Genomic DNA, 14,617 nt, shown 5'->3' with positions numbered 1-14,617 from the left:
TACCGACTCGACGATTTTTGGCAAATCGTTTGACACATCCATTCGAATCTGTAAAATGCGCCCCTCTGACGCGGGATGGAGCAGCCTGGTAGCTCGTCGGGCTCATAACCCGAAGGTCGTCGGTTCAAATCCGGCTCCCGCAACCATATTCGTCAGAACAAGCCCCGCCTGTTGCGAAACAGCGCGGGGCTTTTCGTTGTGGCGTCCTGCCCACACAGTCCTCTCGTAACACCCGGCCCTGCCGATACCTATGAATGAACTATCTTTAACGCTCCGGGCCATCGGCCGGAGTAGTATCTGGATACTTTTTCAAAGGGACTTTCACTTGACCGCTCCTCGCTCTGCTCTCGCGCTGTTGGCACGAGGCTCTCTATGACTTCCCCCACCCCTGAATCGCCTACCCCGCTGACCGCGGCGCTTCCCACAGCGGCCAAACGCCTGCCCTGGCTCGAATGGTTCAGCACCTACCGACAACCCTTGAGCCTGGCGCTGACTCTGGCACTGTTCGCCATGGCGCTGATCGCCTGCCGCCACCTGCTCAGCGAGCTGGACATCTACGCCTTGCACGACGCCATGCTCAGCGTGCCGACCAGTGCGTTGATCGGTGCGTTACTGGCCACCGTCGCGGGGTTCGTCGTGCTGCTGGGCTACGAGTGGTCGGCCAGCCGCTACGCGGGCGTGCAGTTGCCACCGCGCACGCTGGTGATGGGCGGCTTGAGCGCGTTCGCCATCGGCAACGCCATCGGCCTGTCGATGTTGTCAGGAGGGTCGGTACGCTACCGGCTCTATGCTCGCCATGGGCTGGGCGCCGCGGAAGTGGCGCGCATGACGGTGTTCGCCAGCCTGTCGCTCGGCTGCGCCCTGCCACCGCTGGCCGCGCTGGCGACGCTGAGCGATCTGGGCGCCGCCTCGCGGGCCTTGCACTTGTCGCCCATGCTACTGGGCAGTGTCGCCACCGCTGTGCTGCTGCTGAGCGTGCTACTGGCGGCCGGCCTCTATCGACGCCGCCTGCATGAACAGCCCCTGCGCGACAACCTGCTGGTGAAACTCGGCCGTCGCACCCTGCGCCTGCCAAGCGGCAGGCTAGCCGCCCTGCAATTGCTGATCACCGCGTTGGACGTGGCGGCTGCGGCCACCGTGCTCTATCTGCTGCTGCCCGAAGCGCCACCGTTCGGCGCCTTCCTGATGGTCTACCTGCTGGCCCTGGCGGCTGGTGTGCTGAGCCATGTGCCTGGTGGCGTCGGCGTGTTCGAAGCCATCCTGCTGGCCGCCTTCGCCGACCAACTGGGCGCCGCGCCCCTGGCGGCGGCCCTGCTGCTTTACCGCCTGATCTATGTGGTCCTGCCCTTGCTGCTGGCCTGTGTGGCCCTGCTGATCAACGAAGCGCGGCGCCTGCTGTTCGCCCAGCAGGCGATCCGCGCGGCCTCGGGCCTGGCCGCGCCGATCCTGGCGATTCTGGTGTTCCTTTCGGGCGTGGTGCTGCTGTTCTCCGGCGCCACTCCGGAGATCGATACGCGCTTGGAGCACATGGGCTTTCTGGTCCCGCACCGCCTGATCGATGCCTCGCACTTCGGCGCCAGCCTGATCGGTGTGCTCTGCCTGCTGCTCGCCCAGGGGCTGCGCCGGCGCCTGTCGGCGGCCTGGCTGCTGACCACGGTCCTGCTGCTGGTGGGCGCGGTGCTGTCGCTGCTCAAAGGTTTCGATTGGGAAGAGGCCAGCATTCTGGTGTTCACCGCCGCGTTGCTGGCGCTGTTCCGCCGCTCGTTCTACCGCCCTAGCCGGCTGCTCGAGCTGCCCTTCTCACCGGTGTACCTGGTGGCCAGCGCGTGCGCGGTCGGCGCATCGATCTGGCTGTTGCTGTTCGCCTATCAGGACGTGCCCTACAACCACCAACTGTGGTGGCAGTTCACTCTCGACGCCGATGCGCCTCGCGCCCTGCGCGCAGCGATGGGCAGCGCGGTGCTGCTGGTGATCGTGGCGCTGACCTGGTTGCTGCGTACGGCCCGCCCGGTCATCCATCTGCCCGACGAACAAGAGCTGCTGCGCGCCAGCGCCATTCTGCAAGCCTCCGACCAGCCTGACGGTGGTCTGGCCCTGACCGGTGACAAGGCGCTGCTGTTCCACCCCGATGGCGATGCCTTCCTGATGTATGCCCGCCGCGGCCGTAGCCTGGTCGCGTTGTACGACCCGATCGGGCCAGCTCAGGAGCGCGCCGAAATGATCTGGCAGTTCCGCGACCTGTGCGACGTGCACCATGCCCGTCCGGTGTTCTATCAGGTACGCGCCGAGAACCTGCCGTTCTACATGGACATCGGCCTGACCGCGATCAAGTTGGGCGAGGAGGCACGGGTCGACCTGCGCCGTTTCGACCTCGAAGCCAAGGGCAAGGAAATGAAGGACCTGCGCTATACCTGGAACCGAGGTGGGCGCGACGGTCTGACCCTTGAGGTACACGAGCCGGGCCAGGCGCCGATGGACGAGCTCAAGGTCATTTCCGATGCCTGGCTGAGCGGCAAGAACGTGCGTGAAAAAGGCTTCTCGCTGGGGCGTTTCAGCCTCGACTACCTCAAGCACTTCCGTATCGCCCTGATCCGCTTCCAAGGCAAGCCGGTGGCATTCGCCAACCTGCTGGAAACCCACAGCAACGAACTGGCCAGCCTCGACCTGATGCGCGCCCACCCCGAGGCACCGAAGCTGACCATGGAGTTCATGATGGTCGGCCTGATCCTGCATTACAAAAGCCACGACTACGCACGGTTCAGCCTGGGCATGGTGCCGTTGTCGGGCTTGCAGCCACGGCGCGGCGCCCCTCTGACCCAACGCCTGGGTTCGATGGTGTTCCAGCGCGGCGAGCAGCTCTACAACTTCCAGGGCCTGCGCCGCTTCAAAGACAAGTTCCAACCCGATTGGGAACCTCGTTACATGGCCGTGCCGGCCGGGCTCGACCCGCTGGTGGCACTGGCCGATACCGCTGCCTTGATTGCAGGCGGCTTGACTGGATTGGTGAAACGCTGATGATCCGACGCTACTGGATGTACCTGGTGCTGGCCTTGGCCCTGGCCGCTGCGGCCGCAGGCGTGGCTTTCTGGCTATGGACCCGCCCTGCCCCCGAGGCCCACGCCGAACACCTCACTTCGGCCGGCGGCGCCGCCATCGTCCGCGTGACGCCGGGCGTCAAGGCCAAGACCCGCGTGGCCATCGGCGTACCCAAAGACCAGGCGCTGACCGAAAAGCAACTGTTGGACTTGAGCAGCGCCGGCGAGGCGCAACTGGTACAGGTCCTGCTGCCTGCGGACGATTGCGTGGCGCAAGGTAAAGCCATGCAGGAAGCCATCACCCAGCTCGGCGGCGCGCCGAACCTGGTCGCCGGCATCGGCCCAGGCGCCGCCGAGGCTTGGCGCTGGCTGGCCACGCAGAACGACGACCAGGCCCGCGCCATTTCCGTGGGCTTCGCCCTCGAACAGCCCGGCTGCACCTCGCCCCTGCCCAAACGTGCCGACCACGGCCACTGGAGCGTGGCCTGGAACGACAACCCGGACGACGCCAGCGCAGGTTTCGTGCGCGACCAGCCCAATGCCGAAACCAGCATCGCCGACTACGACATCCACCTGCCGCAGGTGCTCAAGTCGCAGCTGACCCAGGCCCTGGTGGGCCGCGATGGCACTTCGCTGAGCATTCCGGTGGTGGAAGTCCCCGCCGGCCAGGCGACCGACACCGTCACCCTGTTCCTCTCGGGCGACGGCGGCTGGCGCGACCTGGACCGCGACGTCGCCGGGGAAATGGCCAAGCTGGGCTATCCGGTGGTGGGCATCGACACCCTGCGCTACTACTGGCAGCACAAGACTCCAGAGCAAAGCGCCGCAGACCTGTCGGAACTGATGCACCACTACCGTCAGAAGTGGGGCACCAAGCGTTTCGTGCTGACCGGCTATTCGTTCGGTGCCGATGTGCTGCCGGCGATCTACAACCGCCTGGCCAGCGAAGACCAGCAGCGTGTCGACGCCATCATCCTGCTGGCGTTCGCCCGCAGCGGCAGCTTCGAGATCGAAGTCGAGGGCTGGTTGGGCAAGGAGGGCCAGGAAGCGCCCACCGGGCCGGAAATGGCCAAGCTGCCAGGCGCGAAGGTGGTGTGCATCTATGGCGAGGAAGAAGCCGACGAAAGCGGCTGCACCGACAGCACGGCGGTCGGCCAGCGCATGAAGCTACCGGGCGGGCACCACTTCGATGAGAACTACCCTGCCCTGGCCAAGCGCCTGACCGACGCGATCGACGTCCGTCAGGGCAAACCCGGCTCGACGCAGCCCTGAAGCGACAGCGGGCCGACGCGAGGAACACGCACCGGCCCGCTTGCCCAACGATCAGATCTCGACCTGTGTACCCAGCTCGATCACCCGATTGAGCGGCAGGTTGAAAAAGCGCAGATTGCCGTTGGCGTTCTTCAACATGAAGGCGAACAGGTTGCTGCGCCAGCGCATCATGCCTTCCAGACGCGAGGCGATCACCGTTTCGCGGCTGAGGAAGTAGGTGGTGCGCATGGGCGTGAAGTCCAGGCTTTGCAACGAGCACAAGGTCAGCGCCTGGGGTACGTCCGGTTCGTCCATGAAACCGAAGTGCAGCAGCACGCGGAAGAAGCCGTCGCCGTAATCCTCGACCTCGAAACGCTCGTGGGCCGGCACCCGTGGCCGATCCTCGCTGACCACTGTCAACAACACCACCTGGCTGTGCAGCACCTGGTTGTGCAGCAGGTTATGCAACAGTGCATGCGGCACCGCATCGGGCCGCGCGGTGAGGAACACGGCCGTGCCTTCGACCCGGTGCGGCGGTTGCACGCCAATGCTGGCGATGAAGATCGGCAGCGGCAACGCGGCCTCGTCGATGCGCTCGACCAGGATCTGCTTGCCGCGCTTCCAGGTACTCATCAGGGTGAACAGCACGATCGCCGCCAGCACCGGGAAGGCGCCGCCTTGCAGCACTTTGGGCAGGTTGGCGGCGAAGAACAGGCCGTCGACCAGCAAGAAGCCCAGCAATACCGGCACCGCCAGCAGCGGTGACCACTTCCACAGCAACAGCATGACCACCGCCACCAGCAAGGTGGTCATCAGCATGGTCCCGGTGACCGCCACACCGTAGGCCGCCGCCAGCGCGCTGGAGGATTCGAAGCCGAGCACCAGCAGCACCACGCCGACCATCAGCGCCCAGTTCACCGCACTGATGTAGATCTGCCCCTGTTCGTCGCTGGAGGTGTGCTGGATGTGCATGCGCGGGATGTAGCCCAGCTGGATGGCCTGGCGGGTGAGCGAGAACGCACCGGAAATCACCGCCTGCGAAGCGATCACCGTGGACAATGTGGCCAGGCCCACCAACGGCAGCAGCGCCCAACTCGGCGCCAGCAGGTAGAACGGGTTGCGCGCCGCTTCCGGGTTCTGCAGCAGCAACGCGCCCTGGCCGAAGTAATTGAGCACCAGCGCCGGCAGCACCAGGGCGAACCAGGCACGGGCGATCGGCTTGCGGCCGAAATGGCCCATGTCGGCATACAGGGCTTCGGCGCCGGTCAGCGCCAGTACCACGGCACCGAGCACGGCCACGCCGATGCCCGGGTGGACGACGAAGAAGCGCACCGCCCAGGCCGGGTCGAAGGCCTTGAGCACTTCCGGGCTCTGCTGGATGCCGTTCACGCCCAAGGCCGCCAGCACCAGGAACCACACCACCATCACCGGGCCGAACAACTTGCCGATCTTCTCGGTGCCGTGCTTCTGCACCGCGAACAGCGCCACCAGCACCACCAGGGAAATCGGCACCACCCAATGGTCGATGCCGTCGAACGCCAGGCCCATGCCCTCGACCGCCGACAGCACCGAGACCGCCGGGGTGATCATGCTGTCGCCATAGAACAGCGACGCACCGATCAGTCCACAGGCGATGACCACCTTGCGCAACAACGGATAGGGCGCCGCCGCCCGCCGCGCCAGGGCGGTCAGGGCCATGGTGCCGCCCTCGCCCTGGTTGTCGGCACGCAGGATGAACATCACATACTTGAACGACACCACCCACAGCAACGACCAGAAGATCAGCGAGAGGATGCCCAACACACCGTCGTGGTTGACCGGCACCCCGTAACCACCGGTGAAGACTTCCTTGAGGGTGTACAACGGGCTGGTCCCGATATCGCCATAGACCACCCCGACAGCTGCCACCAGCAGGCCGAGCGAGCGCGTCGCCCCCTGCCCGCCTTGGGCATGACTTGCCTGAACCATCGACCACTCCCGCATCCGGCCCTTCGGGCCGCTAGACATAGCACCGGGCGATCGTGCCCGAACCGCGCTACTGCTCTGGGTCAAGGCCCACGGCAGAACGCGGCGAAGCATAGCGCAGCGTCGCGGGATTTTCTGCTGGGATGGCGCTAGGAGGGCGTTCGGCAATAGCTGTGGGCCGTAGCCTGTCATCACCAAGCTACTGCTTGTCCCTCAAATGAGAAAAACAAGCTGGTACCCGTGTGGCCTTGTGCAGAAAAGATCGACGGCCTAGAATCCACATACGCCAATGACGTACAAAAGGGATAGCATGATCTTCATCGAAACCCCGATTTTCACCTCCGATGTAAAGGAGTATCTGGACGATGAAGCGTACCGAGCCCTGCAAACCCATTTGGCCGATCATCCCGAGGCGGGCCCTCTCGTCGAAGGCACAGGCGGTCTCAGAAAAATCCGTTGGGCAGCCCAGGGAAAAGGTAAGCGTGGAGGTGTTCGAGCGATTTACTATCATGTCGTCGCAGCGCAACAAATCCGGATGATCCTGATTTACAAAAAAGGAATCATGGATACGTTGACCGATCGACAGAAAGCGCAACTTTGCGAACTTAACAAAAGGTGGAAATAATGGAAAAAGGTCTTTTCGATCGTCTCGTGGAAAGTATGACTCAGATGGATGAGATCGACCGCGGCGAGCGTCAGCCATCGCGTGAATTCCACATCGATGCTCTTCAAGTGAAAAAGATTCGTCAAGCGACGGGGCTCTCGCAAGCCAAATTCGCCAAGCGTATAGATGTGGCACTGGGGACACTACAGAACTGGGAGCAAGGACGACGCGAGCCTGAAGGTCCTGCTCGTGCCTTGCTCCGCGCGATCCACAATGACCCAGAGCATGTTCTCGCTGCGCTAGGCTGAATGTGGCTTTGCTCTGAGGATTGGGGCAAACAGTCTTGTTCAATACGAAGTCGAACGCCTCATGCCGCTCCGTGTGTCATTGTATTTTCCGCCACTCCTCGCCGCGTCATACGCCGACGTCTACAAATTATATTGGGTACCTGAACGCGCACGTTGAAACTTTGATTCTCTGCCACTCGTTTTCAACCCGCAGTCTCTTGGGAAAACACGAGTACTGGCGTGTTGTCCAACCCCTCCCCGCACCCCGTCGATTTCCACGCATTTTTACTGGTCAAGGTCCGAAGCTGCCGCTAGAATTGCGCACTTTTTGACCAGAGGCGCCCCAGCGCCCGTCAGGTTTGCCCGCCATCGGCGGTGCAACGGCTTTCAATACCGAGGTTAGTCATGTCCACCACTCCCGCGCCCACCACGCCCAAGGTCGGGTTCGTCAGCCTGGGTTGCCCCAAGGCGTTAGTCGATTCCGAACGCATCCTGACCCAGCTGCGCATGGAGGGCTACGAAGTCGTGCCCACCTACGAAGACGCTGACGTGGTGGTGGTCAACACCTGCGGTTTCATCGACAGCGCCAAGGCCGAGTCGCTGGAAGTGATCGGCGAGGCGATCAAGGAAAACGGCAAGGTCATCGTCACCGGTTGCATGGGCGTCGAGGAAGGCAGCATCCGTGACGTGCACCCAAGCGTCTTGTCGGTGACCGGCCCGCAGCAGTACGAGCAGGTGGTCAACGCCGTACACGAAGTGGTGCCGCCGCGCCAGGACCACAACCCGCTGATCGATCTGGTGCCGCCCCAGGGCGTCAAGCTCACCCCGCGGCACTATGCCTACCTGAAGATTTCCGAAGGCTGCAACCACAGCTGCAGCTTCTGCATCATCCCGTCGATGCGCGGCAAGCTGGTCAGCCGCCCGGTCGGCGAAGTGCTGAGCGAGGCCGAGCGCCTGGTCAAGGCCGGGGTCAAGGAGATCCTGGTGATCTCCCAGGACACCAGCGCCTATGGCGTGGACGTCAAGTACAAGACCGACTTCTGGAACGGCCGCCCGGTCAAGACGCGCATGCTCGAACTGTGCGAAGCGCTGAGCAGCCTGGGCGCCTGGGTACGCCTGCACTATGTGTACCCTTACCCGAACGTCGACGACGTGATTCCGCTGATGGCCGCGGGCAAGATCCTGCCGTACCTCGACATCCCCTTCCAGCACGCCAGCCCCAAAGTGCTCAAGTCGATGAAGCGTCCGGCCTTCGAAGACCGCACCCTGGCGCGCATCAAGCACTGGCGCGAGCAGTGCCCTGAGCTGGTGATCCGCTCCACCTTCATCGTCGGCTTCCCTGGCGAAACCGAAGAGGACTTCCAGTACCTGCTCGACTGGCTGAGCGAAGCGCAGCTCGACCGCGTCGGCTGCTTCCAGTACTCGCCGGTCGAAGGCGCGCCGGCGAACCACCTGGGCCTCGAAGAGGTGCCGGACGACATCAAACAGGAGCGCTGGGACCGCTTCATGGCCCACCAGCAGGCGATCAGCAGCGCACGTCTGCAACTGCGGGTCGGCAAGGAAATCGAAGTGCTGATCGACGAAGTGGAAGAGCAAGGCTCGGTCGGCCGCAGCTTCTTCGACGCACCGGAAATCGACGGCAGCGTGTTCATCGACGGCGACCATGGCTTCAAGCCAGGCGACAAGGTGCGCTGCCGGGTGGTCGATGCCGACGAGTACGACCTGTGGGCCGAGCCGATTTGAGCCCATGACGCTAGAATGCCCTGCCTTCGCGCAGGGCTTTTTTTTGCGTTGCGTTCATCCGCCGCTTGGTAAGCGGCCCCCTAGCCAAGTGAGACGACATGGACCATGCCTTGAACGTGCTGACGCCCACGGCCAGCGACCATCCCGAGCTGATTCGGGTATGGGAATCTTCCGTACGCGCCACTCATGGTTTTCTGCCCGAGCATTACCTGGTGGTGCTGCGCGACAAATTGCTGCCCGAGTACCTGAAGGCCGTGACCCTGATCTGCTGCAAGGACGAGCAGGGCCGCATCGGGGGATTCGCCGGCGTGGCCAATGGCGATGTGCACATGCTGTTCGTGGCCGATGAGTACCGCGGCCAGGGCATGGGCAAACGCCTGCTCGCCCATGCCGTGCACCAGCTCGGTGCCACGCGCCTGGACGTCAACGAGCAGAACCCCGAGGCATTGGCGTTCTATCAGCACCAGGGCTTCGAGATCAGTGGGCGCTCGGCCACCGATGGATTGGGCCAGCCGTATCCACTGCTGCATCTGCGCCTGAAGTCGGCATCGGCCGATTGAGCGCCATCGCCGGACAAAAGCCGAGATTCGCAGCCCGATGAGCGTCTGGCCGGGTACAATGGCCGTCTTTCCGTCTTGCGAATGCCTGCTCATGTCCGAACCCACGCGCCTGTCCAAACACTTGATCGAACAACTGGGTTGCTCCCGCCGCGAGGCCGAGCTGTACATCGAAGGCGGCTGGGTCGCCGTCGATGGCGTGGTGGTCGAGCAGCCGCAATTCAAAGTCACCGACCAGCGTGTCGAGCTCTTGCCCGGCGCGCGCGCCGAAGCGCTGGAGCCGGTCACTCTGCTGCTGCACCAGCCGGCGGGAACGGATGCCGAAGCCGGACGCGCCACCATCGGCCTGGCCACCTTGAGCGAAGCCCATCGCGAGGGCGTGCGGCCTTTGCATGGGCACTTCAACCGCCTCAACTGCGTGGCGCCTCTGGAGCCGCGAGCCACCGGCATGCAGGTTTTCACCCAAGATTGGCGCGTCAGCCGCAAGATCGAGGCCGACCTGCGCAAGTTGGAGCAGGAATACATCATCGAAGTGCGCGGCGAAGCTTCGCCGCAAGCCTTGGAGCGTCTGGCCCGCGGCATTACCCGCAACGACCGGGAGCTACCCAAGGCCAAGGCCAGCTGGCAGAACGAAACGCACCTGCGCCTGGTGGTGAAGAACCCCTATCCCGGCCTCATTTCCGAGCTGTGCGCAGCCCTGCGCCTGGAGGTGCTGAGCATGCGCCGCATTCGCCTGGGCGGGGTGTCGATGGGCAAACTGCCGGTCGGTCAGTGGCGCTACGTCGCCAGCAGCGAACGTTTCTGAGCCGCGCACCACATCGCCGTCGCCAGCGGCTTCTGACAGGATTTGCACCATGATTCACAACGACGTTCTGCGCAGCCTGCGCTATCTCATCAAGGCCAACGACGCGAAGATGGCCGACATCGTCGCCTTGTCCGGCCTCACCGTCGCTCCGGCGGCCATCGCCACCTACGTCAAGAAGGAAGACGAAGCCGGCTTCGCGCTGTGCCCGCAGCCAGTGATGGCGCATTTTCTCGACGGCCTGGTGATCGAGCGCCGCGGCCGCGACGACAGCCGCCCGGCACAGCCGATCGAACTGCCGGTGACCAACAACACCATTCTGAAAAAACTGCGGGTGGCGTTCGAACTCAAGGAAGACGACCTGCACGCCATCTTGAAAAGCGTCGACTTCCCGGTGTCCAAACCGGAATTGAGCGCGCTGTTCCGCAAGGTCGGCCACGACAACTACCGCGCATGCGGCGACCAGTTGCTGCGCAACTTCCTCAAGGGCCTGACCCAGCGGGTGCGCGGCTGACATGCAGTATGGCGTGACCCCGGTCGGTATCGTGCGCTCCTGCTTCAAGGAGAAATTCGCCATTCCGCGCCAGCCGCAATTGGCGCCCGCTGCCCGTGGCGTGCTGGAACTGTTGCCGCCCTTCGACGGTGGCGAAGCGGTCGCCGGGCTGGAGCAGGTCAGCCATGTCTGGTTGTTGTTTCTGTTCCACCAGGCGCTGGAAGACAAGCCTCGGCTGAAGGTCCGCCCACCACGCCTGGGCGGCAACAAGAGCATGGGCGTGTTCGCCACCCGCGCCACCCATCGCCCCAATGGCATCGGGCAGTCGGTGGTGCGTTTGGAAGGTGTGGAGCCTGGGCGCCTGCTGCTGTCGGGCATCGACCTGCTCGATGGCACCCCGGTACTCGACGTCAAACCCTACGTGCCCTATGCCGACAGCGTGCCGGACGCGCACAATGCCATGGCCGGCGCAGCGCCTGCGTGCATAGACGTGTCCTGGGCCGAGTGCGCGCTGTCACAGGCCCGCGCCCATGGCCAACGCCTCGGCGAGCCGCTGGTGGCGCTGATCGAGCAATGCCTGGCGCAAGACCCACGCCCTGCGTACCAAGTGCCTCCGGCCGAGCGCGTGTATGGCGTCAGGTTCTGGGACGTCCAGGTGCGCTGGCGCTACCCTACCCCGCAGACCATCGAGGTCATCGAGGTCTGCCGCGAGGCATGAATCGACAGGCATGAAAAAACGCAGGCCAAGCCTGCGTTTTTTGGGGCGGCGCTTACTTCTCGACGAAAGCACGCTCGATCAGGTAGTCGCCTGGCTCACGCATGCGCGCGGAAATCTTCAGGCCGAAGCTGTCGAGCACTTGGCTGGTTTCGTCGAGCATGCTCGGGCTGCCGCAGATCATGGCGCGGTCGTCCTGCGGGTTGATCGGTGGCAGACCGATGTCGCTGAACAGTTTGCCGCTGCGCATCAGGTCGGTCAGACGGCCTTGGTTCTCGAAGGGCTCGCGGGTCACGGTAGGGTAGTAGATGAGCTTTTCGCGCACCGCGTCGCCGAAGAATTCGTTTTGCGGCAGGTGCTCGGTGATGAACTCGCGATAGGCCACTTCGTTGACGTAGCGCACACCGTGAATGAGGATCACCTTCTCGAAGCGCTCATAGGTTTCCGGGTCCTGGATGACGCTCATGAACGGCGCCAGACCGGTACCGGTGCTGAGCAGGTAGAGGTGCTTGCCGGGGTTGAGGTCGTCCAGCACCAGGGTGCCGGTGGGCTTCTTGCTGATGATGACCTCGTCGCCTTCCTTGAGGTGTTGCAGCTGCGAGGTCAGCGGGCCATCGGGGACCTTGATGCTGAAGAACTCCAGATGCTCTTCCCAGTTGGGCGAGGCGATGGAGTAGGCGCGCATGAGCGGACGGCCGTTAGGCTGTTGCAGGCCGATCATCACGAACTGACCGTTCTCGAAGCGCAGACCTGGATCGCGGGTGCACTTGAAGCTGAACAGGGTGTCGTTCCAGTGGTGAACACTGAGGACACGTTCGTGGTTCATGTTGCTCATCGAGTGGGGCTCCTGGAAAAAAGACGCAGCGCGGACCAAGCACGCAGTTGCGCGATAGTGTAAGGAGGTTGAGAATATCTGTTAACTGGATTATCAAGATATATGTAATCGGTTATATAGATATGCGATTCACACTCCGCCAACTCCAGATTTTCGTCGCCGTCGCACAACAGCAGAGCGTCTCCAAGGCCGCCCATGTGCTGGCGCTGTCGCAGTCGGCTGCCAGCACCTCCATCACCGAGCTGGAACGCCAATCCAGCTGCCAATTGTTCGACCGTTCCGGCAAGCGCCTTTCGCTCAATGCCTTGGGTCAGCAACTGCTGCCGCAAGCGGTGGCCCTGCTCGACCAGGCGAGGGAAATCGAAGACCTGCTGCAAGGCAAGTCGGCGTTCGGCTCGCTGTCGCTGGGCGCGACGCTTACCATCGGCAATTACCTGGCTACCCTGCTGATCGGCAACTTCATGCAACAGCATCCGCAAAGCCAAGTGAAGCTGCATGTGCAGAACACGGCGCACATCGTGCAACAGGTGGCGCACCACGAAATTGATCTGGGCCTGATCGAAGGCGATTGCAACCACCCGGATCTGGAAGTGCAGCCGTGGGTGGAAGACGAACTGGTGGTGTTCTGTGCGCCGCAGCATCCGCTGGCGCAATGCGGCCAGGCCGATCTACAGGCCTTGGCCAAGGAAGCCTGGATCCTGCGCGAACAGGGCTCGGGCACCCGCCTCACGTTCGACCAGGCCATGCGCCATCATCGCGCAGGGTTGAACGTGCGGTTGGAGCTGGAGCATACCGAGGCGATCAAGCGGGCGGTGGAGTCGGGCCTGGGCATCGGCTGCATCTCGCGCCTGGCGCTGCGCGACGCCTTTCGCCGGGGCAGCCTGGTGGCCCTGGAAACGCCGGAGCTGGACCTGTCGCGCCAGTTCTACTTCATCTGGCACAAACAGAAATACCAGACCTCGGCCATGCGCGAGTTCCTGGCCCTGTGCCGTCGTTTCACCCAAGGCATGCGGCGCAGCGACGAAATCGTGCTGCCGCACATCGCCTGAGCCTTACAGCAGGATCACGCCCCAGACCAGCGCGATGGTGGTCAGCGCTACCAGTTGCGCAGCGCTGCCCATGTCTTTGGCATTCTTCGACAGCGGATGCCGGTCGAGGGAAATACGGTCGATGGCCGCTTCGATCGCCGAATTGAGCAGCTCGACGATCAAGGCCAGCAGGCACACGGCTATCAGGATTGCCCGCTCGGCACGGCTGACCGACAGCCAGCAGGCCAGCGGAATCAGAATCGCGTTGAGCAGCACCAACTGGCGAAAAGCCGCTTCGCCTTTGAAGGCGGCGGACAATCCGTCGAACGAATAGGTGGCGGCGTTGAAGATGCGTTTCAGGCCGGTCTGGCCCTTGAATGGCGACATGTCGATCATTTCACGAAGATAATGGCCCGCAGGCCGGTGGGCTACGCAGTGGGCCTGGCTCAGTGGCCAGCCACCGACTCCAGTTGTTGCAGCAGCAAAGCCGCCTGAGTGCGGGTGCGCACGCCCAATTTGCGGAAGATGGCCGTGACGTGCGCCTTGATGGTGGCCTCGGAGACACTCAGCTCGTAGGCGATCTGCTTGTTCAGCAACCCTTCGCAGACCATGGTCAGTACGCGGAACTGCTGTGGGGTCAAGCTCGCCAACCCTTCGCTGGCGGCCTTGGCCTCCGCCGACACGTCGACTTTGTCGAACGCCTGGGGCGGCCACCAGACCTCGCCGTCGAGGACCTTTTGCACCGCATCCTGCAAGGTTTCCAGGGGGCTGGACTTGGGGATGAAGCCGCTGGCGCCGAACTCGCGCGATTTCACCACCACGGCGGCTTCCTCCTGGGCCGAGACCATCACCACCGGAATCTGCGGATATTGCCCACGCAGCAGCACCAGCCCGGAAAACCCATAGGCACCGGGCATGTTCAGGTCGAGCAGCACCAAGTCCCAGTCGGACTTCTCCGCCAGACGGCCTTCCAGTTCGGCAATGCTCGCCACTTCGACCAAGCGCACGCCCTGCCCGAGGCCCAAGGTCACGGCTTGGCGCAAGGCACTGCGAAAGAGGGGGTGGTCATCGGCTATCAGGATTTCGTATGTGGCCATCGATCTGTTGATCCTGTTCTGTGTCAGGTATGCAAATGATGAAGCGCGGCGCCCGGCAGGCAATCAAAGGCGTAAAGGCAGGTTCGCCAGGAAACGGACGCTACGGCGTCAGCGGTGGCATGACAGCACGGCGCCACGAGCGGCGCCAAGCATGCCCAGCGCACCGCAGGTGGTCAAGCCAATTACCCGCCGCACCGGACCTCCT

14 protein-coding genes and 1 tRNA gene are annotated in these 14,617 nt (G+C 63.5%); 11 read left to right on the top strand and 4 right to left on the bottom strand.

Annotated features, from left to right (window positions below; all coding sequences use genetic code 11):
• Positions 1-69 precede the first annotated feature (69 nt).
• The 3 genes from ACSMEV_RS09045 (at position 70) to ACSMEV_RS09035 (ending at position 4,307) form a co-directional block, all read left to right on the top strand.
• Positions 70-146 (top strand) — tRNA-Met (locus tag ACSMEV_RS09045).
• A 226-nt stretch (positions 147-372) separates the two neighbouring features.
• Complete coding sequence (gene mprF, locus ACSMEV_RS09040) at positions 373-3,015, top strand: bifunctional lysylphosphatidylglycerol flippase/synthetase MprF (protein ID WP_459208096.1); 2,643 nt, start codon at positions 373-375, stop codon at positions 3,013-3,015.
• Positions 3,015-4,307 carry a virulence factor family protein gene (locus tag ACSMEV_RS09035; protein WP_459208095.1) on the top strand — a complete coding sequence of 431 codons (1,293 nt, stop codon included), beginning with the start codon at positions 3,015-3,017 and terminating at the stop codon, positions 4,305-4,307. Before mprF ends, ACSMEV_RS09035 begins: the two co-directional genes overlap by 1 nt.
• A 51-nt stretch (positions 4,308-4,358) precedes the next feature.
• On the opposite strand, the gene ACSMEV_RS09030 is transcribed toward ACSMEV_RS09035, so the two are convergent.
• Entirely contained in the window at positions 4,359-6,254 is a 1,896-nt protein-coding gene (locus ACSMEV_RS09030; protein ID WP_459208094.1) for a potassium transporter Kup, read from the bottom strand.
• A 307-nt stretch (positions 6,255-6,561) separates the two neighbouring features.
• Here ACSMEV_RS09030 and ACSMEV_RS09025 point away from each other — a divergent pair, with 307 nt between their 5' ends.
• From ACSMEV_RS09025 to tsaA, 7 genes are all read left to right on the top strand, one after another.
• Positions 6,562-6,876 carry a hypothetical protein gene (locus ACSMEV_RS09025; RefSeq protein ID WP_459208093.1) on the top strand — a complete coding sequence of 105 codons (315 nt, stop codon included), beginning with the start codon at positions 6,562-6,564 and terminating at the stop codon, positions 6,874-6,876.
• Positions 6,876-7,163: a helix-turn-helix domain-containing protein gene (locus tag ACSMEV_RS09020; RefSeq protein ID WP_413046497.1), complete on the top strand. Its 288-nt coding sequence runs from the start codon at positions 6,876-6,878 to the stop codon at positions 7,161-7,163. The genes ACSMEV_RS09025 and ACSMEV_RS09020 overlap by 1 nt, the downstream gene beginning before the upstream one ends.
• Positions 7,164-7,547: 384 nt before the next feature.
• Complete coding sequence (gene rimO, locus ACSMEV_RS09015; protein ID WP_459208092.1) at positions 7,548-8,885, top strand: 30S ribosomal protein S12 methylthiotransferase RimO; 1,338 nt, start codon at positions 7,548-7,550, stop codon at positions 8,883-8,885.
• A 98-nt stretch (positions 8,886-8,983) separates the two neighbouring features.
• Positions 8,984-9,445: a GNAT family N-acetyltransferase gene (locus tag ACSMEV_RS09010; protein WP_459208091.1), complete on the top strand. Its 462-nt coding sequence runs from the start codon at positions 8,984-8,986 to the stop codon at positions 9,443-9,445.
• A 91-nt stretch (positions 9,446-9,536) separates the two neighbouring features.
• Positions 9,537-10,247 (top strand): rRNA pseudouridine synthase, encoded by a 711-nt coding sequence (locus ACSMEV_RS09005; RefSeq protein WP_459208090.1) that lies wholly within the window; start codon positions 9,537-9,539, stop codon positions 10,245-10,247.
• A gap of 49 nt (positions 10,248-10,296) precedes the next feature.
• Positions 10,297-10,758 carry a YehS family protein gene (locus ACSMEV_RS09000; protein WP_459208089.1) on the top strand — a complete coding sequence of 154 codons (462 nt, stop codon included), beginning with the start codon at positions 10,297-10,299 and terminating at the stop codon, positions 10,756-10,758.
• A 1-nt stretch (position 10,759) separates the two neighbouring features.
• Positions 10,760-11,455 (top strand): tRNA (N6-threonylcarbamoyladenosine(37)-N6)-methyltransferase TrmO, encoded by a 696-nt coding sequence (gene tsaA / locus ACSMEV_RS08995; protein ID WP_459208088.1) that lies wholly within the window; start codon positions 10,760-10,762, stop codon positions 11,453-11,455.
• A gap of 52 nt (positions 11,456-11,507) precedes the next feature.
• On the opposite strand, the gene fpr is transcribed toward tsaA, so the two are convergent.
• Positions 11,508-12,287 carry a ferredoxin-NADP reductase gene (gene fpr, locus ACSMEV_RS08990; protein WP_313740851.1) on the bottom strand — a complete coding sequence of 260 codons (780 nt, stop codon included), beginning with the start codon at positions 12,285-12,287 and terminating at the stop codon, positions 11,508-11,510.
• A gap of 122 nt (positions 12,288-12,409) precedes the next feature.
• Between fpr and ACSMEV_RS08985 the strand changes: the two genes are divergently transcribed.
• Positions 12,410-13,336, top strand: a complete 927-nt coding sequence (locus tag ACSMEV_RS08985; RefSeq protein ID WP_459208087.1) for a LysR family transcriptional regulator — start codon at positions 12,410-12,412, stop codon at positions 13,334-13,336.
• Between the two features lie 3 nt (positions 13,337-13,339).
• On the opposite strand, the gene ACSMEV_RS08980 is transcribed toward ACSMEV_RS08985, so the two are convergent.
• Both ACSMEV_RS08980 and erdR read right to left on the bottom strand, forming a co-directional pair.
• On the bottom strand, positions 13,340-13,708 hold the full coding sequence (locus ACSMEV_RS08980) for a diacylglycerol kinase (RefSeq protein WP_296265341.1): 369 nt from the start codon (positions 13,706-13,708) through the stop codon (positions 13,340-13,342).
• Between the two features lie 53 nt (positions 13,709-13,761).
• The gene (gene erdR / locus ACSMEV_RS08975; protein ID WP_296264952.1) at positions 13,762-14,412 is read right to left on the bottom strand and encodes a response regulator transcription factor ErdR; all 651 of its coding nucleotides are present in this window, start codon (positions 14,410-14,412) and stop codon (positions 13,762-13,764) included.
• Positions 14,413-14,617: the final 205 nt, after the last annotated feature.

It is taken from the genome of Pseudomonas sp. MLB6B, from assembly GCF_054508135.1.
Note: the sequence above shows the minus strand (reverse complement) of the source record. Positions and strands in the feature narration are given on the sequence as shown.

Excerpts from the sequence above, each read along its gene's own strand:
- ACSMEV_RS08985 (WP_459208087.1), top strand. The coding sequence starts at position 12,410 with ATGCGATTCACACTCCGCCAACTCCAGATTTTCGTCGCCGTCGCACAA.
- fpr (WP_313740851.1), bottom strand. The coding sequence starts at position 12,287 with ATGAGCAACATGAACCACGAACGTGTCCTCAGTGTTCACCACTGGAAC.
- ACSMEV_RS09005 (WP_459208090.1), top strand. The coding sequence starts at position 9,537 with ATGTCCGAACCCACGCGCCTGTCCAAACACTTGATCGAACAACTGGGT.
- ACSMEV_RS09010 (WP_459208091.1), top strand. The coding sequence starts at position 8,984 with ATGGACCATGCCTTGAACGTGCTGACGCCCACGGCCAGCGACCATCCC.
- ACSMEV_RS09025 (WP_459208093.1), top strand. The coding sequence starts at position 6,562 with ATGATCTTCATCGAAACCCCGATTTTCACCTCCGATGTAAAGGAGTAT.
- tsaA (WP_459208088.1), top strand. The coding sequence starts at position 10,760 with ATGCAGTATGGCGTGACCCCGGTCGGTATCGTGCGCTCCTGCTTCAAG.
- erdR (WP_296264952.1), bottom strand. The coding sequence starts at position 14,412 with ATGGCCACATACGAAATCCTGATAGCCGATGACCACCCCCTCTTTCGC.
- rimO (WP_459208092.1), top strand. The coding sequence starts at position 7,548 with ATGTCCACCACTCCCGCGCCCACCACGCCCAAGGTCGGGTTCGTCAGC.
- ACSMEV_RS09000 (WP_459208089.1), top strand. The coding sequence starts at position 10,297 with ATGATTCACAACGACGTTCTGCGCAGCCTGCGCTATCTCATCAAGGCC.
- ACSMEV_RS09020 (WP_413046497.1), top strand. The coding sequence starts at position 6,876 with ATGGAAAAAGGTCTTTTCGATCGTCTCGTGGAAAGTATGACTCAGATG.
- mprF (WP_459208096.1), top strand. The coding sequence starts at position 373 with ATGACTTCCCCCACCCCTGAATCGCCTACCCCGCTGACCGCGGCGCTT.
- ACSMEV_RS09035 (WP_459208095.1), top strand. The coding sequence starts at position 3,015 with ATGATCCGACGCTACTGGATGTACCTGGTGCTGGCCTTGGCCCTGGCC.
- ACSMEV_RS09030 (WP_459208094.1), bottom strand. The coding sequence starts at position 6,254 with ATGGTTCAGGCAAGTCATGCCCAAGGCGGGCAGGGGGCGACGCGCTCG.